At 33.8% G+C, this 18,861-nt stretch carries 28 protein-coding genes and 1 pseudogene; 7 read left to right on the forward strand and 22 right to left on the reverse strand.

From position 1 onward, the window contains the following. Positions 1-40 precede the first annotated feature (40 nt). Entirely contained in the window at positions 41-721 is a 681-nt protein-coding gene (locus tag DM800_RS01475; protein ID WP_060488566.1) for a class I SAM-dependent methyltransferase, read from the reverse strand. Positions 722-925: 204 nt separating this feature from the next. On the opposite strand from DM800_RS01475, the gene DM800_RS01480 reads away from it, so the two are divergent. Then, positions 926-1,264, forward strand: coding sequence for a hypothetical protein (locus DM800_RS01480; RefSeq protein WP_060488565.1), 339 nt, complete (start codon positions 926-928; stop codon positions 1,262-1,264). Between the two features lie 30 nt (positions 1,265-1,294). On the opposite strand, the gene DM800_RS01485 is transcribed toward DM800_RS01480, so the two are convergent. From DM800_RS01485 to ytfJ, 4 genes are all read right to left on the reverse strand, one after another. Then, positions 1,295-1,507, reverse strand: a complete 213-nt coding sequence (locus DM800_RS01485; protein ID WP_000798747.1) for a hypothetical protein — start codon at positions 1,505-1,507, stop codon at positions 1,295-1,297. Positions 1,508-1,576: 69 nt separating this feature from the next. Further along, complete coding sequence (locus tag DM800_RS01490) at positions 1,577-1,897, reverse strand: hypothetical protein (protein WP_048540982.1); 321 nt, start codon at positions 1,895-1,897, stop codon at positions 1,577-1,579. A 51-nt stretch (positions 1,898-1,948) separates the two neighbouring features. Continuing rightward, the gene (locus tag DM800_RS01495; protein ID WP_000014094.1) at positions 1,949-2,725 is read right to left on the reverse strand and encodes an oxalate:formate antiporter; all 777 of its coding nucleotides are present in this window, start codon (positions 2,723-2,725) and stop codon (positions 1,949-1,951) included. A 160-nt stretch (positions 2,726-2,885) separates the two neighbouring features. After that, on the reverse strand, positions 2,886-3,311 hold the full coding sequence (gene ytfJ, locus DM800_RS01500; protein ID WP_000349987.1) for a GerW family sporulation protein: 426 nt from the start codon (positions 3,309-3,311) through the stop codon (positions 2,886-2,888). 131 nt (positions 3,312-3,442) lie between these two features. Here ytfJ and DM800_RS01505 point away from each other — a divergent pair. Next, a pseudogene (locus DM800_RS01505) lies at positions 3,443-4,042 on the forward strand (GNAT family N-acetyltransferase); the annotation flags it as partial. A 462-nt stretch (positions 4,043-4,504) separates the two neighbouring features. On the opposite strand, the gene DM800_RS01510 reads toward DM800_RS01505, so the two are convergent. The 13 genes from DM800_RS01510 to DM800_RS01570 all read right to left on the reverse strand — a co-directional run bounded on the left by DM800_RS01510 (position 4,505) and on the right by DM800_RS01570 (position 9,713). Next, positions 4,505-4,693, reverse strand: coding sequence for a hypothetical protein (locus DM800_RS01510; protein ID WP_087982695.1), 189 nt, complete (start codon positions 4,691-4,693; stop codon positions 4,505-4,507). Positions 4,694-4,743: 50 nt separating this feature from the next. After that, positions 4,744-4,992, reverse strand: coding sequence for a DUF4176 domain-containing protein (locus DM800_RS01515; protein WP_087982697.1), 249 nt, complete (start codon positions 4,990-4,992; stop codon positions 4,744-4,746). Positions 4,993-4,994: 2 nt separating this feature from the next. Further along, positions 4,995-5,198 carry a hypothetical protein gene (locus DM800_RS01520; protein ID WP_000476182.1) on the reverse strand — a complete coding sequence of 68 codons (204 nt, stop codon included), beginning with the start codon at positions 5,196-5,198 and terminating at the stop codon, positions 4,995-4,997. Between the two features lie 6 nt (positions 5,199-5,204). After that, positions 5,205-6,080 carry a WXG100 family type VII secretion target gene (locus DM800_RS01525; protein ID WP_000526853.1) on the reverse strand — a complete coding sequence of 292 codons (876 nt, stop codon included), beginning with the start codon at positions 6,078-6,080 and terminating at the stop codon, positions 5,205-5,207. Positions 6,081-6,317: 237 nt separating this feature from the next. Continuing rightward, positions 6,318-6,509: a hypothetical protein gene (locus DM800_RS01530; protein ID WP_098088320.1), complete on the reverse strand. Its 192-nt coding sequence runs from the start codon at positions 6,507-6,509 to the stop codon at positions 6,318-6,320. Between the two features lie 255 nt (positions 6,510-6,764). Further along, positions 6,765-6,959, reverse strand: coding sequence for a hypothetical protein (locus DM800_RS01535; RefSeq protein WP_098088322.1), 195 nt, complete (start codon positions 6,957-6,959; stop codon positions 6,765-6,767). A gap of 72 nt (positions 6,960-7,031) precedes the next feature. Then, positions 7,032-7,217 (reverse strand): hypothetical protein, encoded by a 186-nt coding sequence (locus tag DM800_RS01540; RefSeq protein WP_098088324.1) that lies wholly within the window; start codon positions 7,215-7,217, stop codon positions 7,032-7,034. Positions 7,218-7,319: 102 nt separating this feature from the next. Beyond that, the gene (locus DM800_RS01545) at positions 7,320-7,499 is read right to left on the reverse strand and encodes a hypothetical protein (RefSeq protein WP_147786265.1); all 180 of its coding nucleotides are present in this window, start codon (positions 7,497-7,499) and stop codon (positions 7,320-7,322) included. Continuing rightward, positions 7,500-7,694 carry a hypothetical protein gene (locus DM800_RS01550; protein WP_147786266.1) on the reverse strand — a complete coding sequence of 65 codons (195 nt, stop codon included), beginning with the start codon at positions 7,692-7,694 and terminating at the stop codon, positions 7,500-7,502. A gap of 13 nt (positions 7,695-7,707) precedes the next feature. Next, positions 7,708-8,085 (reverse strand): cupin, encoded by a 378-nt coding sequence (locus DM800_RS01555; RefSeq protein WP_098088326.1) that lies wholly within the window; start codon positions 8,083-8,085, stop codon positions 7,708-7,710. A 12-nt stretch (positions 8,086-8,097) separates the two neighbouring features. Continuing rightward, entirely contained in the window at positions 8,098-8,583 is a 486-nt protein-coding gene (locus DM800_RS01560) for a GNAT family N-acetyltransferase (protein ID WP_087982712.1), read from the reverse strand. Next, entirely contained in the window at positions 8,580-9,140 is a 561-nt protein-coding gene (locus DM800_RS01565) for a 2'-5' RNA ligase family protein (protein ID WP_088063135.1), read from the reverse strand. Before DM800_RS01565 ends, DM800_RS01560 begins: the two co-directional genes overlap by 4 nt. Positions 9,141-9,146: 6 nt before the next feature. Continuing rightward, a complete protein-coding gene (locus DM800_RS01570; protein WP_087982716.1) occupies positions 9,147-9,713 on the reverse strand; it encodes a GNAT family N-acetyltransferase in 567 nt (188 codons plus the stop codon). A gap of 136 nt (positions 9,714-9,849) precedes the next feature. Between DM800_RS01570 and DM800_RS01575 the strand changes: the two genes are divergently transcribed. Continuing rightward, complete coding sequence (locus tag DM800_RS01575) at positions 9,850-10,476, forward strand: DUF1648 domain-containing protein (protein ID WP_088063418.1); 627 nt, start codon at positions 9,850-9,852, stop codon at positions 10,474-10,476. A gap of 30 nt (positions 10,477-10,506) precedes the next feature. Here the strand turns inward: DM800_RS01575 and DM800_RS01580 are convergent, their stop codons facing one another. Continuing rightward, entirely contained in the window at positions 10,507-11,634 is a 1,128-nt protein-coding gene (locus DM800_RS01580) for a metallophosphoesterase (protein ID WP_147786267.1), read from the reverse strand. Between the two features lie 120 nt (positions 11,635-11,754). Then, positions 11,755-12,177 carry a GNAT family N-acetyltransferase gene (locus tag DM800_RS01585; RefSeq protein WP_087982720.1) on the reverse strand — a complete coding sequence of 141 codons (423 nt, stop codon included), beginning with the start codon at positions 12,175-12,177 and terminating at the stop codon, positions 11,755-11,757. A 130-nt stretch (positions 12,178-12,307) separates the two neighbouring features. Here DM800_RS01585 and pdxR point away from each other — a divergent pair, with 130 nt between their 5' ends. Then, positions 12,308-13,708 (forward strand): MocR-like pyridoxine biosynthesis transcription factor PdxR, encoded by a 1,401-nt coding sequence (gene pdxR / locus DM800_RS01590; RefSeq protein WP_087982722.1) that lies wholly within the window; start codon positions 12,308-12,310, stop codon positions 13,706-13,708. A gap of 46 nt (positions 13,709-13,754) precedes the next feature. On the opposite strand, the gene DM800_RS01595 is transcribed toward pdxR, so the two are convergent. After that, positions 13,755-14,600, reverse strand: coding sequence for a YitT family protein (locus DM800_RS01595; protein ID WP_000831975.1), 846 nt, complete (start codon positions 14,598-14,600; stop codon positions 13,755-13,757). Positions 14,601-14,769: 169 nt separating this feature from the next. Continuing rightward, positions 14,770-15,978, reverse strand: a complete 1,209-nt coding sequence (locus tag DM800_RS01600; RefSeq protein WP_147786268.1) for a macrolide family glycosyltransferase — start codon at positions 15,976-15,978, stop codon at positions 14,770-14,772. Positions 15,979-16,364: 386 nt separating this feature from the next. Between DM800_RS01600 and DM800_RS01605 the strand changes: the two genes are divergently transcribed. Genes DM800_RS01605 through DM800_RS01615 form a run of 3 tightly spaced genes read left to right on the forward strand, consistent with a single transcriptional unit; the run spans position 16,365 to position 18,860 of the window. Beyond that, a complete protein-coding gene (locus DM800_RS01605; protein ID WP_147786269.1) occupies positions 16,365-17,243 on the forward strand; it encodes a protein kinase family protein in 879 nt (292 codons plus the stop codon). A gap of 23 nt (positions 17,244-17,266) precedes the next feature. Continuing rightward, on the forward strand, positions 17,267-18,154 hold the full coding sequence (locus DM800_RS01610) for a GNAT family N-acetyltransferase (protein ID WP_147786270.1): 888 nt from the start codon (positions 17,267-17,269) through the stop codon (positions 18,152-18,154). Continuing rightward, positions 18,147-18,860, forward strand: coding sequence for a class I SAM-dependent methyltransferase (locus tag DM800_RS01615; RefSeq protein WP_147786271.1), 714 nt, complete (start codon positions 18,147-18,149; stop codon positions 18,858-18,860). The genes DM800_RS01610 and DM800_RS01615 overlap by 8 nt, the downstream gene beginning before the upstream one ends. The last annotated feature ends 1 nt before the right edge of the window (position 18,861 follow it).

An 18,861-nucleotide genomic window follows, 5' to 3' on the forward strand; every position in this document is an offset into this window, starting at 1 on the left:
TTTCTGCACTTATTTACCTCCTAAAAATTCTTTCATTTCTTTATGCGTTTTTTAACATAAATACCCATAAGAATGTTAACGATTGTTGTAACTCGATAGGTAGTTGACCTAGCATCTTCTCATTTACTCCGCGCTTATATACACCGATGCCATCTACAACTTCAAAACCTTGTTCTTTCGCTAACTGTTCAAACTCCCAAGGCATCATCGTATTACAAACAACGTCTTTGCCATATAAACGAGGATAACTGTTCTCTCGAGGCTTTGCTGTCGGTCCTAAAATTGCAATACATGCATACCCATCTCTTTTTAAAACGCGCTTTATCTCATTTAATGCTCGTAATGGCTCCTCGGTCCATTCTAAAGAATTTATTGCCATAATTGATTCAAATTGCTCATTTTCAAATGGTAAGGAAGAAAGATCCCCTTTTATAAAAGATAAATTCGGTCCTTCTCCACGCTCCTTCCCTTTTTGAATCATCACTTCTGATAAATCTACTCCAACTGCTTTATAGCCCGCGCGACTTAATTTATATGTACCATATCCATCCCCACAACCAACATCGAGCACCTGAGCTTCTTTCTTCACATACTGTTCAAAAAATGGAATAATTGTACTCCTACTCCCGCTGTCCCACATCTCTTGACTATTTTGATTCCAAAATTCTGCACTACTATCCCATTTTTTCTCTGCTGATTCATGCCAATTAAATTTCGTCATACATTCCCCTGCCTTCACGTTTTATCACTCATTTCATTCTACATCATTTTCCAAAATTCCTGTTTATCTTCATTAGGAGATGTACAAGCTAATAATGGAATCTTTATTCTCCAATTTTTGCTTTACTTGGGTTTAACTCATACTCATGTTCTTCTCTTTGTGTAAGATACTATAGGTACACCCAATTGAAAGAGAGGGATGTACATGCGAAGAAAGAGAAATCATCATTTTAAAAGTGGTGAAAAACACGAAGAGTATGCAGCTGAAATATCACCAGCTGGCATACCAATTAGACATAAGCGTAAAGAAATTGCAAATGAAATAGAAGGTACAAACACCGGTGCAATGGTAGGCTATGTCGCTTTATTTCTTTCGCTTTTCTCAATTGCATTTTATCCAGTTACACTCGGCTCTCTTGCGATTTTAGTCGGCTTATTAGCTGTCAATTTCGGAGCAAGAACACTTGGATATACAGCAATTGGTTTTGGTAGTTTTTCTGTTTTATTTACTTTACTCTATCCGCTTTCTTTGTCAGCGTTTTAAAAAAAACACACCAAGTTATACTTGGTGTGTTTATTCGTGATACAACATAATATGACCGCATCCACAGCAATGTTTCGCTGTAATTTCTTGAAACACTGGATAATTTTCTTCATCCCTATGTTCAATAAACACCTTTTCAAAACGGTACATGTTTGGCGCATATGCCCAATCTTGTTTCGTACGTGCATACAAAGTTGAGGAAAAAAACTCCTCACCACCGCAAACGATACATGTATTCTTCATTACTATCCCTCCTATGCTTGTCTTACTTCATCTATATGAACATAAGCATAAGAAAAAGACCTTCTATTACTAGAAAGTCTTCTCTGAAACAAAAAGAAATGTACCAAACATTCCTACTCCGCTATATTCTTTCGTAACACCAGCTTCTGTTTTAAATGTTTGCTTTGCAGTCATAAAGAATACACCATTTCGTGCATCTGTACTTTCAAATTGTAATTTTTCTTTTTTACCATCTACATTTTGTGTGCATTCAAAACTACTCTCATCACATTTCAATGCATACTTATCCTCTACATATACTTTAAAATCCGATTCTTTCGGACAAGTAATAAGTAAAATCGCTACGAGAATAATACTTACAATACCCACAATTGTATAATATTTCTTCATTTGTACTCCTTTCAAATGACAAGAAAACTTGACTTCATGCGCCAAGTTTTCTTAGTCCACAACCCATTGCCATTCTTGTTCTTTCTTATCAAAAATAAGCCAGCCTGTCTCTGTTGCTTCTTCTTTCAATTCATCGATATTATCTAGCACCTCATCCGTACTTTCATACGAACCAACTACATATACCGGAATTTCAAGACCTCTTCTTGACTCAATTTTCCCTGCTAGATCAATATAAAGACCATCCTCCATTAATGGAAGAAGCCCCATGATCACTTCTTTCGAAATTGCTGGGAAAATTTTTGATTTTTGGAACAAAGAAAAACGTTTCTTACCAAAAGCACCGAGTTTATAAGGAATGACTTTACTTAACATCCCTACAAAGTCAGCAATTCTACGATAATACACTTTGTTGTACCATCCGTCATCATGTGAAAAATAAACAAATCTATTTTTCAATAGCGGAAAGAATGTTCTTGCAAGTGGTTCTTTTTTGTGAGCCAAATATAAAAGCTCTGCAATTTCTTTTGGCTCTAATTCATCTAAATCGCTTGCATCATCAAAATCTACCCAACAAAATTCATCAAATTCATCAATCTCTGCTTGAATTAGCTTATGTATATTTTCTTCCTCAACATATTCAAATAAAGTATGATAATGAAAATCTGTCCATTCAAAGTTATGCTTCAAAAGCAACACTTGATGAAGCGGTGAAGGGATGTTACTTGCAAACTCTTTAAACGTAATTCCTGATGTAATAAAACAATGACCCCGACGATTACCATTAATATATATCATATTTTTTACTTGGTCAGATCCTCCAGACAAAGCACCTAGCCACCTTCGTTTTATATGTTTCAATTCTATAGCATATTTTAACATGAAAAATTTTAGAAACATAGAAAAAAATTCAAAAACTATTTACAATTTCATGTGTTTTATTACATAGTGATTACAAGAAAAAACACCTGCTCGTGAGCAGGTGTTTTTAAAGGATTTCATCTGGGTTTTGAGGATGATGATTTCCCTCTTTCTTTTCATCTTTTTGGAACATCGATTGAATTTTATCAATTGTTTGTGGAGCTAATTCAATCATTTTTTCTGCTAAATGTGTCGCATTTTGTAGATGCAGAATATTTACTCCATCTTTATTCACTACAAGAAATGCTACTGGTGTAATAGAAACACCACCCGCGCTACCGCCACCAAATGCAGGGTTACCGTTCGCTCTTTGGCCATCATTCGTTTGGAAATCAGAACCTCCTGCTCCAAAACCGAACGCCACTTTAGAAACCGTTAACACCACACCACCGTCAGCCGTTTGAACAGGCTCTCCAACAATCGTATTTACATCGACCATTTCTTTTAAATTTTCCATTGCCGCTTTCATTAACCCTTGAATTGGATGATCCACCGTTCATAACCTCCTTTGTCATATCTTTCCTAGTTTTTCCGAAAGTTGGTGAACTAAACATAAAATTTTATATTGATTTCAAAAAACTTAAGTTGTAATATTTAGAAAAGTAAAAAAGAGGTCGATTCGTTATGATGCGAAAGTTAACAAAGAAAGATCATGAACAAGTATTCGATTACCTAAAAGAAGAAGCAGCCCTTAACTTGTTTATTATTGGGGATTTAGAAGCTTTCGGTTATGAAACAGACTTTCAAGAATTATGGGGCGTATTTAAAGAGAATGGAACATTAAAATCGATTTTACTCCGCTTCCATGATGCATTTATACCCTATAGTAAAGAAGAATTTGTTACCATTGATTATGAGGCACTTATTTCCGCCTATACGCCGCTTAAACTCTCTGGCAAATCAACTATTGTAGAAAGATTTGAAACCGCTCCGAGTATACAACTAGGTGTCAAAAATGAAATGTATTTTTGTGAATGTCTAAATGACAACAACTTACCTATTACGCCTGTCCAAGAAACAATTAAACTTGCCACACTAGATGATGTAAAGCGAATAATGCAATTACGAAGTAACATCGTTGAATTTCCGACTGCTAATGAATCAGAGAAAATATTAAGACAAGCTCTCGAAACAAACACAGGACGTACATACTATATTGAAAAAGACGGCGCTATTATTGCATCCGCCTCTACATCTGCTGAAAATTCATTATCCGCTATGGTAGGACAGGCGAGTTAATCCCCCCGAGGTAGGACAAGCCTCACAAGGTAAGGCTGAATGGTTGTATGACAGAAACAATATTCTCACAAGAGACCACTTTCTAGGTTACTCACAAGTGGTACTCCTCGTAGGTTCAAATAAGTAACACCCCGAGCTGGCTCCCTGAGTCGGCTCTTTTGTTTGCCTCTTTTGTTTGCCTCCTCAGTTTTACCCTTACAGTAATTGAAATTATAGTTTGTACACTCTTTGAAACCAGTGAGATAACTCTTGGGACTACTGTTTATTTAGCACAGATCCCCATTTTCACCTACAGTAATCCCCCCTCAGATATCCTAATTTAATGATGCTCTACTTAGTAATTCTATACAAAAAATAAAGCAAGGATTTCTCCCTGCTTCTGTTAGTTTCTTTTATTGAGAAGATTAATCACCAATATTCTTATCTGCCATTCTATACAATTTATATCTATTTTGCCCTCTTCTTTTTTCGATTTCTAAATATAACCTCTAACACTACTACTGTGGTGAATCCTACAGTTAGTTGTAAACCTGTAAACAGCAGTTTATCATTTAGAGGAATATCAGGTGCACTCCACAGTAGTACCGGAGGGATAAATATACCTATGATTACAAGAGTTCTCATTATCTTTCCCATTTTGTTTCCCCTATCGTGTTTTTAAAATCTATACGTATTTTTCAATTTTTTTACAATTCTACTAACCTCTCACGTAAAACTAATTCACTCTCATTCAAATATCCTCTATGTATTTCCTCTACAATCTTATCATGATTAAAGCATAACACTTTTTCATCACCTAAATAACCAACCGGATAAAGAACCCCTACATAATCAAAATCACGTTTATCTGCTGAAATGACCATTCTTCCAATAATCATAACAGGTTGTTTTAGATCTTTTAGCTTTACAACTGAACCAATCGGGAAAAGCTCCATCGTCATTCTCCGTTCTTTTTAGATATATTCTTCGACTTGTTACTCAAAATTTCTAATAGATAGGAAATTCCAATACCTATTCCACCAATAATCAATGCTGCAATAGCTGTTAAAAACCTTTTTTCCATTGGTTGCGGAAAAAAGAATGAAGAAAAAAATAAAACCGCGGTAAAAATATACATCAAAATACGTCCTTGTTTAAACATGTGTGATTACTCCTTTTTTTCAGGTTTCAAGAAAAAACCTCCTCCAAAACCTTCGTATGATGCATAAAAACCTTTCTCTTGACCCATGTGAAGCTTATACCCATAAGTCCCTACTCCCAATTCTAAGCGGATTGTTATATCGTGATCACTGAAATACGGAATAATATCCGGAACATCAATTTTCTCTAAAAGCAATTCATACTTGCGCGAACTATATTCCGCACCTACCTTCGCTGTATACTCATCATAACCTACAATACTACTAAAATCGTGCATTTTTTGAGTTACAGTTATATCTTCCATATAAGGAATATCCGTTCTTACATAAGATGTTTCTTGAGCGCGTGCCTCCACTTTTCCACCAATCAAGTTACCACTAGAAGCATCTTCGCGGAGTGTTTCTTTACTATACGGAATATTTAGCTCTGCAGAACCAGTACCGAACTTTGTATTTATTTTACTATCCTTACTTAATTCAAACTCACCATTTACTACTGTACCTTCTAATTTCCCTCCAAGTCGATCTCCTTCAGCACCTTCTGCCTTACCTGTAAGATATTCGACTTTATCATTATTTTTATTAAGAATACCAGAAGCCATCGCAATGGCAACATCCATATTATCTACCTGTTCGAATTTATTAGCAGAATCAAGTAGAAACTTCTCAAGCGGCTCTAATATGGTTATAAATTGAGCCATTTTAAATGATGAATCACGGAAATCCGTATTAAATTTCATATAGGTTGAGCCCAACCAATTACTAGAAATCATATCAATATCTCGTTTTAGTCGCTCCTGTGTTGCAGTTGCATTCGTGATAGTTGATCTAATAGTCCCAGCAACTTTTCGCAACTGTTCAGGAGTAACTTTTATATTCCCCATATCCATTCCCCTTTTAAATATTTATATAGGATATTTTACCATAGAAAATTAATTTTACAGAATAATATTTTTTATACTCTTAAAAATCCGAAAACTCCCATTCTCAAGAGAAGCAATTCCTAGTATTCTTTTCCTAGATTATTTGTACACAAAAAAGAGTAACCTGTGCAGGCTACTCTTCCTGAAATCTCTCTTAATGGAGAAAATTATTGTGATAATCCACCTATTTTATTAGTCTTATTTTTTATTAAGTTTACTATACATCCGTTCGTAAAGTTTGTTAGTTCCAAGTGCACATGCTCCTAAAATAAGAACACCTATAATAAAGCCAATCTTTTTAGGTAATTCATAAGGAGACATTATAGCGACTACAAGAAATATAGCAATTGCAACATATGTAATATATTTCCCCGCTTTAATTGGATACATCTCAAATTTTCTCCTTTGTTTTTTCGACTTTTATAAATTCACTAAGTCCAAATGCTTCTCCAAAGTATCCGTCTGTCTCAGCATCTAATTATACTCTAGTGCCAGATGGACCTAGTTTAACTTCTCCTTTTGCTATCAGATCATGGTCTCCTACAACTAGAATGAAATCTAATATACGAAAAGATTCCATTCACCCATATTAATTATTATCAGAATATACCTACAATAAATTAGGTCCTTCCTTTCTTAAACAAACTAATTATTTCTATTCTCTCTAAATTTATTAGTTATGTATTCTACTAAGTTTGTAGTCCCAAGAGACATTACACCCAATACCAGTATAAAAGTAAAAGAAATAATTTTCCCTTTTACATCGAAAGGGAAGAATATACTAGCAATAGCCATTGCTATAAACCCAATAATTTTAATAATTTTTAACGGTTTTAACATTCTCTTATTCCCCTTGTTTTTTAACTTTACAAATAGACCACCAACTACTTTTCCGATTGGTAAAATTTTTATTTATAACTTTCTTCTTTGCTTTTTAATGATATAATCCAATAAAGTAATTCCACCTAACCCCGTTGCCCCCAAAAAAACCATACTAAATGTATATATTACCTTTTCCTTAATTGAATATGGACCCATTAATCCAACAATGATTGCAATTACAACTCCTATAACCATCACAATTTTTGGAATCTTCATCACCTAACTACTCCTTACCCATCTTCTCAAATTTTACAAATCTACACCTTTGGGCTTTACTACTGTTTCCACTTGAAAAAGCTTCATTGTCATTCTCTTCTATCATTTTTTTCCAATAAAGTTCATCAAATATGTAAATCCAATTGCTAATCCGCCAAAAACAAGTACAAAAAAGAAAGTAAGTATACGATCTCCTACTGACTGTGGAAAAAATAATGAGAGTAATGCAATAATAGGTACTGTTATTAAATATATAGTTCTCATTTGCTTGAAAGGTCGCATTTATTTAATCCTTTTTCTATTGAATTTCTCCATAAGATTTATAACAAATGTGTTCCATACTAGAGAAAATCCAGTAAATATAAGAACAGCTAGCGAAACAACAATTTTATCTTTCCACGTTTCTCCATTTATCATAGCTAGTGTGATAAATAGTACTGCTGCTGCACAGATTACTATTTGTGTAACTTTGCGCATAGTAATCCCCTCCTTATACACCTTTATCATCAAATTTCCCCACTTCTTTCATTAAAACTCCTTTCTCTAGTTCCTCCGACTCAATCACAATTGCCATCAATCCCTTTTCCGTACTCGTTTCATGAAATTCGCCCTTCTCCCAAAACACAGCCTGTCCCGCTTCCACCTTCACATTTTCTTTATCTGCTCCGCATACATATCCTTCTCCATCCACAATAAGAAGCAGCTGTGATACAACTGCTTCATGATATCCAATTATTCCATTCTCTCGTAAATGCATAGCACCAATATGTACATTTCCTTTATGGTTTAATATTTTTGACATTATGAAATTAGATTGAAATGCTGAGATTTTCTTTCCCACTTTTTCACTAAAATCAAAAATTTTCATTACTAATCCTCCCTATACGTATAAAACCATCCTTACTGTCTGCATCATATGTCCTTCAAAATCTTCTTCAAATTCCTCTAATTGTGCAAAACCTTTCGCTTCATAAAAACGTTTTCCTTTTTCATTCGCTGCTTCTACATGAATGTATAGTTTCCGAATTCCTTTTAATTCCGTTAACCCTTTTTGTAATAAAGCACTTCCTACCCCTTTCCCTTGCTGATCTGGTAACAAATAAATCGCTCCTAATTCTGCTTCGTTTTGCAATCTAACAGGTGAAAAATTCGCAAAGCCAATTACTTCTCCCTCTTCTTCCGCAACGAATAAATGTGTATTTTCAAGACGATATTTCATTTTTTCATCAGAATAGGCCTCGTCTAAAAATCTGTCTTGAATCTCTCTCGGAATAATGCTTTCGTATGTATCATGCCAAGCTATTTTCGCTACGGATTGTACAGCGTGAATATCTTCTTGCTTCATTTCTCTAATTACATATGTCATCTCGTTGTCTCCATTCTCTTTAACTTATATTCTGCTAATATACTAGAAGAAATGGCAGAACCATTTTCATAATTCACTTTAATTAATTTTAATTTCTCAATTGAAGCTGTTGCATAATCAAATTTTTCATATATATATTCCATTACACTTAAAAACTGATTTGCATGTAACTTATTTGCAATCGTGCAATGCGGAACCCATTTTCCTGGTACATAATATGAATTTAAATTATCATGAAAAGTTTTAAAATTATCATGATAAGAATGATGAAGTTTTAACAATTCATCTGTAATGGTCGGTGCTAAAAAGATCGTTCCATTAGTAGGAAAAACTCCAACAGAAGGAAAATTTATTGCAGCCATATTTTCTTGAACAGCTACAAACTCCTCTAATTTCTTAGTATATAAGTTAACATCTACCTCATTGTAATCAGCTAATGTAATATGAGGTTCTACTCCGGCTAATTGATTTGTGCCAATGATATTTGTTATTTCATTTTGTAATTCTATAATTTTATTAGTAAACACACGATCAAATGTAGCAATAATAGCGTACATACTTTCTCACCCCTTTGTTACATATAACGCTTCCCATTCTTCACGAATCATTCCCATTCGAATAGAATCATAGTACGTCCCGTTATAATAACGACATTTTCGCATCCTACCTTCTAAGCTCATTCCTATTTTCTCCGCTACTTTCATCATTCGTTCATTGCCAGACCAAGTCGTGATTCCTACTCTGCCAATCTCCATCTTTTCAAATAGTAAATCTCGATATAACGTTAACGCCTCTGTACCATAACCACCATTCCAGTAATTTGGATTATAAATAACAAGCCCTATCTCTAACCAACGCGTCGGTTTATATTCCCAATAAAACCCGATTGTCCCTATAATTTGACCGTTACTTTCTATAATTAAATTGGATAGAGGTTCCTCTTTTAAACGAGTTTTCATCTTCTCTTTATAAGACGAGTATTCTTGCATTGAAAACGGAAAATACGGTGCATCCCATTTTTTCCATTCTGGATTTTCTTCTTTAAATACGAGATCCCATAATGTTTTTATATCTGATTCTTCAATTGCACGAATTGTAACTTTATCCCCTTTTACTCTTACGTTTTGCATAATTTCCTCCTACACTCCTCTTTATTTCATATATAATTATAATGTTTTTTCAGAAAAATCAAAACAAATATCGTTTATTATATTGTATAATTTTGTTATAAGATACCAATTATTCATGTGGAAAGCTGGTGATTCAATGAATAATCGATTTAGTATTACATTATTTCTCACTATTATTACAACAAATATTATTCTCTATTTCTTCTTACCATTACGTATTGTTACGAAATGGGACTTCAATGGAACGCCTACATCAACAATGGATAAAAGCACTTTTGTTATCGTAAATATAATTATATGTACCTTCTTATTCTTTTTATTTTTAGCTTTATCTAAAGCAGCGAGTAACCAGAAATTTCTCCTTTGGATTGGCAACACAATTTTACTATTTTTATTTTTTGTCGATATTGTCATTGCTCTCATCGCTCTTGGCTTCACTCTTCCTCTTGATCATTTAATATTTTTAGCATTAGGGCTTTTATTTATATTAATAGGCTATTTCAGTTCCAAAATCGATACGAGTAAATCAACGGTTTCATTGGAATGGAATGATAAACATCTTGAAAAAAGAGCTTCAAATATTTGTAGTATTTCAATGATAATAGCAGGTATTTTCCTAGCCGGGCTTCCATTTATCGTTCCTGTTCCGTATAGAGGTTATGCTATAATCGCAATTATTTTAGGAATGACGCTTGCCATTTTACCGAGTACGATTTACTTACTTATGAAAGACAGCAAGCAATCTACTCATTTAAAAAGGTAATAAAAAATAGGAGGTTCTATACCGCCTATTTCAGCTAAACGTTTTCTTTTTCATTTTTTCTATCTCAACTAAAATCCCTTTCTCTATCCAGCCTTCTATTCCATCTCTTTTCACTAAATCATATCCTGAACAGCTTCCATCAATGAGAGAAACAATGTCCCCTTTCCTTACACATATTTGTGCACAAGAAATATCGGTTTTCACTGTGTAATCACCTGACTCAAGCTGCCTAATATATTCATTTTTCACATAAAGTAATGTATTCGTTTCCTTTTGCTTGCATATTGTGTATTCTTGCACCTTCTCCATCGGCTCTATGTAATAATATGGATATGTTACCCCGCCCTGCATTTCTGAATTCGCATTAAAATCTGCTATCACTTCAAACTCTGGAAAATAGTCTACATATGTATAAGAAAACATATCACCTGCTGGTTTCCTTTGAATGATAAATGCGTTTAATTGCCCTGCCTCTTTAATCGCATTTCCCCCATCCATCGCAATAATCTTTTTCTCCTTATCAATAACTGGATTATTAGACGGTGCTTTGTCTGAATAGTTTACAACAGGCCAATGACCGACAACTACATATTTATGTGCTCTATGTGATTTATTGAAAAACTCCGGCATTGCTATCGCATTTTTTCGTTCTGTCTCTTTCCAATCTTCTCTATCTTCAAGGCCAGCATGTACAAAGATATAATCTTCTGTTTCAAGCGCTGTTGGCAATTCTGTCAGCCACTTTATTTCTTTTGAAAAATGGCTCATTAATACTTCCCTTACTTTTTGAATAGGCGTACCTTCATGAATAGAGAAATGCACACACTCTAACCATTCATTAAAAATCGAATGCTTTCTCGTACATAAATAATTGATAAGACCAGGATTTTCATTTAAAAGCGCATCAACTAAAACTTCACAATTCCCTTCAACAACGTGAACATTTGAATTGTTCTTTACAAGATTCATAACGTAGTTTACGACGCCGATGCTGTCTCTTCCTTTCTCACAAAGATCACCATTAATAATTAAATAATCTTCATCTTTAAAGTTAACTTTCTGTAGTAATTCTTTTAAAAGAAGTAATTCTCCATGAATATCAGATATTACGATTACTCTAACATCATTAGGGATTGATAGTTTCTTTATTTTTCCCAAGTGTAAGCGCTCCAATCATTCTCTGTATTATTTACAAAAAAACAATTCAACAACATAAATTATAAACCTTTCTAAATGAAATAGGTTCTATATATTATGTCATATAGAACCTATCCTTCTTTATAATTCTTTATAAAAAGAAAAACTTACCTTATCATAACCTTCTCTTTCATAAAAGCGGTGAGCGTCTAATCTAGGAAACGCTGATGTAAGAACGATGGACTCACATTCGTTTTCTTTTCCCCAGTTCTCTATATAGGAGAGTAATACATTCCCATACCCTTTTGAACGATGTGCTTCTGCTGTTACAAGGTCATATACGAAAACATGTTTCTCATTATAAAAATTCGTACAAATCGCTACACCGGCTAGACTAACTGCTTCATCCTCTTCATTACGTAGCGAAAATAGTTTATAATTCTCTTCTTTCATTTTTTGAAACAAAGAACTTGCTTCTTCTCTTGAAAGTTTCGTTCGTAACTGCTGTAATACGGGAAATACATCATGTAAATCCGCTTCTGTTACTACTTCTCTAATATTCATTTTGATTCTCCCCTTACTATTTATAAAATTTTCTAAATGTTATATCATCATTATAGAAAGCCACTGCCCTTAGCTTAAGTGACAGTTTTATCCTTTTTTATAAGGCCAGTATGAAAAGGAGCGTCTACGAATGGATCTGACTATCCCATTATTATTACAAAGTAAAACACCCCTTTACTTACAAATTTATGAATATATGAAACGAGAAATCTCTCATGGATCACTATGTGCCGGTACACGCCTTCCTTCTCACAGAAATTTAGCAGTACAACTTAATGTGAGCCGTATTACAGTGGAATCCGCTTATCAACAATTACTAGCTGAAGGGTATGTAGAAAGCAAACCGAAACGTGGGATTTTTGTTGCAGAAGTTGATATGGATGTCATTCAAAAGAAACAGCAAATTGCGTCAAACAGTGCTAACAATAAAGAAAACGAACAATATGATTATGATTGTAGTCAAGGACTTATTGATCAAAAAGCTTTTCCGATAACAAACTGGAAAAGAGCAATACACGAAACTTTATTTCAGTATGAAAATGAATTATTTGCTAAGGAAGATCCACAAGGTGAGCTCGTTCTACGAGAACATATTTCAAAGTATTTATATCATGCTCGCGGGGTACATTCTTCACCGGATCAAATTATTATTGGAGCAGGTACGCAGCCTCTTCTTTGGCTACTACTTCAACTACTTGGTTCAAAAAAGGAATTCGGAATCGAAAACCCTGGATTTCACCGTATTCCTGCTATGATTCAAAGTTCTGGTCTTACCGTTCACCCCATCCCTTTAGATGATAAAGGAATTCATATTTCCGCTTTACGTGAATCGGGTTGCAATGTAGCTTATGTCACTCCATCTCACCAATTTCCACTTGGAATCATTATGCCATTATCTAGAAGACTCGAGTTATTAAAATGGGCGAATGATTGTAAGGGCTATATTATTGAAGATGATTACGACGGGGAATTCCGTTATATAGGAAAACCTATTCCTTCTTTACAAGGACTAGATGCAAATGAACGTGTTATTTATATGGGAACTTTCTCGAAATCTTTTTTACCTTCTTTACGAATGGGATATATTGTTTTACCACCTCATCTGTTAAGATCCTATGAAGAGCTTGGTGGTATGTTTAAACAAACTGTTTCTACGCTGCAGCAACTTACCTTTGCCACCTTTATTCAAAATGGTGATTGGGAACGTCATATTAACCGAAGTCGGACGTTATATAAAAGAAAACATATTTCTTTAATTAAATCTATTACAAACGAGATGGGAAATAACGTTCATATACTCGGTGAACAATCCGGACTTCATATTGTACTTCACGTTCATAACGGGATGAATGAACAAGAACTTATTCATGCAGCCGCAAAAGAACGTATTAAGTTATACCCTCTCTCCACATACGATTCTGTTCATAATGTAATGGATGAATCGTATGTATTGCTCGGTTTTGGCAGTATTCCAGAGGATTGTATCGAAACTGTAGTTCAATTACTGAAGAAGGCCTGGTTCCTTAAATAAGAATAGCTCCACGCAAGTTATACTTGCGTGGAGCTATTTTCATTCACTATTTTTCTGATCTCGCTGCCCTTCCCGGACGTTTGACACCAGTTGTTTCTGTTGAATAGGAAGCTTCAATGATAGCAGTTGGATCTACAGAGAGAACGAGATCTTTCATTTTTGGATAAATGAAACGGTTTGTAATACAATAAATGATTCTCTTATGTTCTCCTAAAAAACCACCTTCTCCATGTAGATACGTAACGGATAATTGCAATTCTTTCATAAGCAGATCGCCTATTTCTTTATTTTTACCAGAAATAATCATGACGCTCTTTCCTTGGTTAATACCATCTAATATAAAATCAATCATCTTCGTAACAATATAGAAAATTGCTAATGAGAACATCGCTTGTTCGATTGAAAATAAAATCGCTACAAATGTGAAAATAACTGCATTTACAGCAAGTAAAAATGTACTAATCGGTACTTTAAAGTGTTTGTTCATCCAAACCGCTAACATTTCTGATCCATCTATTGCGCCACCCATTTTAACAACAATCCCAACGCCTATTCCAAACAGTACGCCACCATAAAGTACAATTAATAATTCAGAAGTTGTAATCGCCGGAAATGGTTTTAAATAGATTAATCCGAGTGTTGTAACTACATTTGCATAAGATGTACGGATGAAGAACTTCTTCCCCATTACTTTTGCAGTAAATAACAGGATAGGAATATTAAGTCCTAAAAACACTCCGTAAAGCGGTAATCCAGCAACTTTATTTGCCATAATAGCAATGGCCGTTACCCCACCATCTACTAAGCCATTAGGTGCTAAAATAAGCTCTAATGAACCCGCTACAATAATCGATCCAATTGTTAATAATACGTATTCAAATACCCTTTTCATTCATTACCCCCAAAACTTATATATTTTCTTAGTATTATTTTAACGTAATTTTACTACTAATTCAAAGATATGAGTTTATATACACAAAAGTTTCACCTTTACAGTGATTTTTTATGTAATTTATTTACAGAAACACACTTACGTATTACAGTAAGTGTGCTCCAAACATTTATTTAAGTTTTAAGTATGAATTCATTTTCACTTTTAATATTTCATCAACTGCCCTATTATACCCACCAGCATTTCTAAGGGACTCACCAACTTTACGACTATTTTCTTTAAACTTCACATCATCCATTACTTTTTCTACAGTCTCACGTAACAATTCAGAACTTAATTCTTTACGATTAATCCTTATTCCAGCTCCTACTTCACTCACTCGTTGCGCAACTAAAGGCTGATCTCCTGTTACCGGAATTACAACTAACGGGACACCGTAATATAGTGCTTCACTCGAACTATTCATACCACCGTGTGTCACGAATACATCAGCATGCTGTAATATTTCTAATTGCGGTACGTAATTATACAACTTAAAGTTATTCGGAATGTTTTCAAATTGATTTATATTTATCTTCTTACCAACAACTAATACGACTGTCGCTTCTACATCTTTAAACGCTTCAAAACATTTTTCATATAGTTCAGGTTGTTCATTAAAAACTGTTCCCATAGAAATGAAAATCAGTTTTTCATCTTTTAAATCTTCCATAGAAAAGCTGTCTACTTCTTTTCGAGTAGCAATTGATGGGCCGACAAACTTATACGATTCATCGAATACATCTGAACGCGGCTGGTATTCTTTTGAAGTATATACAATAGTAATATCACCAGGATGATTCATAATATCATACATACTATTACATTTCATTCCATACTGCCTATTCCATTTTTCCATTCCCGCTAAACAAGATTGATATAACGGATTCGTTTCATCTACTTGTCTTGATTCTTGTTCATCATTAAAATTAATGTACTGATTAAAAGCAAATGTTGTACAAGAAGAAACGCTAGGTAATTTTAAAACATTGGCTATAATACGTCCTACGGGAAAATGATTATCGTATAGCAAGTAATCGTACTTTTCCCCTTTTGTTTCTTCTACAATTTGAGTCACAATACGCTCTGATGCTTCAATCATATGAGATAGCATCGTCAAAGGACTCCCACCTTCATTTACTCGTTCCATAATATTAATTTGAGAGAGGAAATTCTCAAACACTCGGAATTCTGCACCTGTTGCTTCAATCTTCTTTCTATAATCTCCAATACAATACGAAACAACTGTCTCCCCTCGCCGAATTAACTCACTTACAATAGCTAAAGTCGGATTTATATGACCTTCTCCGGGAAAATTTATTACGAGTACATTTGCCATCATATTCTCTCCTATCTAACAATATTAATAGTTAATTATATTAATTAATTTAAAACTATTATAAAGGAATCTATTCTACTTCTTCATATTTTTCACTTCATTTTATTATTGAGAAATATTTTTCATAACCTACATTATAACTCTTATAAAAGTATGCTTAACCTTTCATTTATTGAAAAATACGGGAGTTACATTCAGGCATTTTTACAGATTTATCATCAGAAACATTATTTTGATAATTCATACAAAAGTAGAAAAATATAATTTTCACACTGATTTCTCACTATAAATTTATTTAAGTTCTAAGTTGTCCTCATCATTATCCACTTGGAACATATTCTGTTATATAATGAATTTATAGAATTTACAGAAAAAGAGGCAACTTCATGCTACAACAACTATTCACTTCACCTATTTTATCTATTCAAGCTTTACACCCAGGTTATGAAGACCATGCAAGCGATGTGTTTCTCGTCCGAACAGAAGATGCAGAAGTCATCGTTCGTTCTTCTAAAATGAATGAAGACCCAAATAATGATTTTTGGTGGGGATGTAAAAACCTATTTGGAATTGATCCAAGGAACGTACATCATTTAAAAGCTGTACATACATTGCTGCAAGAACATACTAATCTTCCTATCCCAACAATATTAGAAAAACATATTTTAAATGGCCGTGAATTCGTTGTAGCCGAAAAGTTAGTAGGTAACACAGTTCAATCTTTTATCGGGCAACCAGATTCTATTTTATTCAGTCTAGGAAAAGGGCTTGCAGAAATACATACATTTAAAGCCGATTACATAGGAAATGTGTCAGGTTCCTTCCAAATTACACTAGATGAATACCAATCACACATTTTAAATGTGAGTAAAGAGCTTGTGAATATGTTTTATTCCGATAATGAAAGCATACAAAATGCATTTCCTACTTTTGAATCACAACTTTCTTCCTTACCAGCACCAAAGGAATCAACGCTCGTTTTAATTGATATGGACCCTACTCAGTTTTTATCAGATGGTACAACTATTACGGGATTAGTAGATACAGAAGCCTATGCCGTTGCTCCCCGGGAGTTTGATTTTATCGGCTTAGAATATGTGTTTACAGAAAAAGAGGCACATGCTTTTAAACAAGGTTACGAAACCATTATGCCCCTTCCTCATCTTGCAGAATGTAGACCTCCCTATCGATATTTGTACCGGTTATTATCTGTTCAGGGCAGTGTGGAGTTAAAAAAGTGGCTTAGTCATCCATCCTATTTTTAAATACGAATGAGAGGGGTTATGAAATGAATATTGAACAAAAGAAATCTTTAATAGCAAACGAAATTCAGCAAATGAAAGATTTAGCTCATATTTGTGGGCAACACGATCAAATTGATTACTCATCAGATTTACATATAAACTTTTTAACTGCTCGCAATAATGAAGAGGTATATGATTTCCTATTTTATGATAATACCCAATTAATCGGTGCATTAAGTATGTATGATTTTGAAAGACCGACAAAACTGGAGTTAATAGGGTTTGTTCATCCGAACTATAGGAAACAACATATAGGCACTACTCTTTTACAAACTGCAATGAAAGAAATACGAATAAGAGCGGCAGATGAAGCTCTTCTTATTATGAATGTGGATTCTGCTTCTGGGAAAGAATTTGCAAGACATATGAAGTTACCTTATTTATATAGTGAATATAGTATGGAGTTCAAAGCTAAAGAAGTTCAAAAAACAACAAAGAATTCTATACAGCTTACTCTTGCATCTTCAGAATCACTTCTTGATCTTATTGAAATTTCTAGTAAAGCTTTTGGAGATTCAGCAAAAAATACCGCTACATGGTTACAAAAAATGATGAATTCCCCTTCCCATCAAGTTTACTGTGCTCTTATCGACGAAAAAGTGATAGGAACGATTACAGTTTCTGAGCAAGATCAATCTACTACACTATCAGGATTCGCCGTTCATCCTTCTTATCAAGGTAAAGGATACGGAAAAGATATTCTTAGTTATATGGTACATACCCTTATTACAAAAGGAATTTCAACAATTGAATTAGACGTGGAAACGAAAAATAACCACGCTTTAAAACTATATACACAATGTGGTTTTGAAATGAAAAAGAAGCATGACTATTATAATGTAATGAATCTTGAGGTGAATACATATGTGTAAAAAACTAATTTATTCTGATTATGATATTTTCGCATCCATTTATAATAAACATTGGGGGCATTATGCTGAACACTCCTATCTACTTTTGGAAAAACTCGTTTTACAATATGCACCACCACATTCTCATATTCTAGATCTTTGCTGCGGGACTGGTCACCTTACTAAGAAATTAATTGATAATACTTTTTTAGTAACTGGTATAGATGGTTCTGCTCAAATGATTGAATACGCACGTCAAAACGCGCCAGACGCAACCTTTATCGTCGATGATGCTCGTTATTTCAATATAAATGAGCAATTTCACTATGTTATCTCTACTGGCGATAGCTTAAACCATATTTTAAAATTAGATGAATTAAAAAATGTTTTTCATAATGTTTACTCCGTATTACATAGCGAAGGTACATTCGTATTTGATATGAATATGGAGAAAGGTTTTCTTGAAAATTGGATTGCTTCATTTCATATTTCAGCGGAAGAATATGTATGTACAATTGATTCTACATATGATATAGAAAATAAAAAAGCAGAAATGAACTTTATACTATTTCAGCATGACATAGATAATTCTTGGACAAGAATTGACTTTTCTTTTGAAGAAGCTTGTTATTATAAAGAAGAAATAATTTCTTCTTTGGAATCCGTAGGTTTTAAGAATATTCAACTACACGGTACGAATAGAGCATTTTTCATTTGTCAAAAATAAA

The organism is Bacillus sp. AY18-3, from assembly GCF_008042305.1.
Taxonomy (GTDB): Bacteria; Bacillota; Bacilli; order Bacillales; family Bacillaceae_G; genus Bacillus_A; species Bacillus_A wiedmannii.

What these genes read in the sequence shown, in the direction of transcription:
- DM800_RS01545 (WP_147786265.1), bottom strand. Translation starts at nt 7,499, where the DNA reads ATGCGACCTTTCAAGCAAATGAGAACTATATATTTAATAACAGTACCT.
- DM800_RS01510 (WP_087982695.1), bottom strand. Translation starts at nt 4,693, where the DNA reads ATGGGAAAGATAATGAGAACTCTTGTAATCATAGGTATATTTATCCCT.
- DM800_RS01600 (WP_147786268.1), bottom strand. Translation starts at nt 15,978, where the DNA reads ATGGCAAATGTACTCGTAATAAATTTTCCCGGAGAAGGTCATATAAAT.
- DM800_RS01515 (WP_087982697.1), bottom strand. Translation starts at nt 4,992, where the DNA reads ATGGAGCTTTTCCCGATTGGTTCAGTTGTAAAGCTAAAAGATCTAAAA.
- DM800_RS01525 (WP_000526853.1), bottom strand. Translation starts at nt 6,080, where the DNA reads ATGGGGAATATAAAAGTTACTCCTGAACAGTTGCGAAAAGTTGCTGGG.
- DM800_RS01475 (WP_060488566.1), bottom strand. Translation starts at nt 721, where the DNA reads ATGACGAAATTTAATTGGCATGAATCAGCAGAGAAAAAATGGGATAGT.
- DM800_RS01610 (WP_147786270.1), top strand. Translation starts at nt 17,267, where the DNA reads ATGAATATTGAACAAAAGAAATCTTTAATAGCAAACGAAATTCAGCAA.
- DM800_RS01530 (WP_098088320.1), bottom strand. Translation starts at nt 6,509, where the DNA reads ATGTATCCAATTAAAGCGGGGAAATATATTACATATGTTGCAATTGCT.
- DM800_RS01575 (WP_088063418.1), top strand. Translation starts at nt 9,850, where the DNA reads ATGAATAATCGATTTAGTATTACATTATTTCTCACTATTATTACAACA.
- DM800_RS01565 (WP_088063135.1), bottom strand. Translation starts at nt 9,140, where the DNA reads ATGTACGCTATTATTGCTACATTTGATCGTGTGTTTACTAATAAAATT.
- DM800_RS01595 (WP_000831975.1), bottom strand. Translation starts at nt 14,600, where the DNA reads ATGAAAAGGGTATTTGAATACGTATTATTAACAATTGGATCGATTATT.
- DM800_RS01540 (WP_098088324.1), bottom strand. Translation starts at nt 7,217, where the DNA reads ATGAAGATTCCAAAAATTGTGATGGTTATAGGAGTTGTAATTGCAATC.
- DM800_RS01480 (WP_060488565.1), top strand. Translation starts at nt 926, where the DNA reads ATGCGAAGAAAGAGAAATCATCATTTTAAAAGTGGTGAAAAACACGAA.
- DM800_RS01605 (WP_147786269.1), top strand. Translation starts at nt 16,365, where the DNA reads ATGCTACAACAACTATTCACTTCACCTATTTTATCTATTCAAGCTTTA.
- DM800_RS01535 (WP_098088322.1), bottom strand. Translation starts at nt 6,959, where the DNA reads ATGTTAAAACCGTTAAAAATTATTAAAATTATTGGGTTTATAGCAATG.
- DM800_RS01490 (WP_048540982.1), bottom strand. Translation starts at nt 1,897, where the DNA reads ATGAAGAAATATTATACAATTGTGGGTATTGTAAGTATTATTCTCGTA.
- DM800_RS01485 (WP_000798747.1), bottom strand. Translation starts at nt 1,507, where the DNA reads ATGAAGAATACATGTATCGTTTGCGGTGGTGAGGAGTTTTTTTCCTCA.
- DM800_RS01550 (WP_147786266.1), bottom strand. Translation starts at nt 7,694, where the DNA reads ATGCGCAAAGTTACACAAATAGTAATCTGTGCAGCAGCAGTACTATTT.
- DM800_RS01570 (WP_087982716.1), bottom strand. Translation starts at nt 9,713, where the DNA reads ATGCAAAACGTAAGAGTAAAAGGGGATAAAGTTACAATTCGTGCAATT.
- DM800_RS01555 (WP_098088326.1), bottom strand. Translation starts at nt 8,085, where the DNA reads ATGAAAATTTTTGATTTTAGTGAAAAAGTGGGAAAGAAAATCTCAGCA.
- DM800_RS01615 (WP_147786271.1), top strand. Translation starts at nt 18,147, where the DNA reads ATGTGTAAAAAACTAATTTATTCTGATTATGATATTTTCGCATCCATT.
- DM800_RS01520 (WP_000476182.1), bottom strand. Translation starts at nt 5,198, where the DNA reads ATGTTTAAACAAGGACGTATTTTGATGTATATTTTTACCGCGGTTTTA.
- DM800_RS01585 (WP_087982720.1), bottom strand. Translation starts at nt 12,177, where the DNA reads ATGAATATTAGAGAAGTAGTAACAGAAGCGGATTTACATGATGTATTT.
- DM800_RS01560 (WP_087982712.1), bottom strand. Translation starts at nt 8,583, where the DNA reads ATGACATATGTAATTAGAGAAATGAAGCAAGAAGATATTCACGCTGTA.
- pdxR (WP_087982722.1), top strand. Translation starts at nt 12,308, where the DNA reads ATGGATCTGACTATCCCATTATTATTACAAAGTAAAACACCCCTTTAC.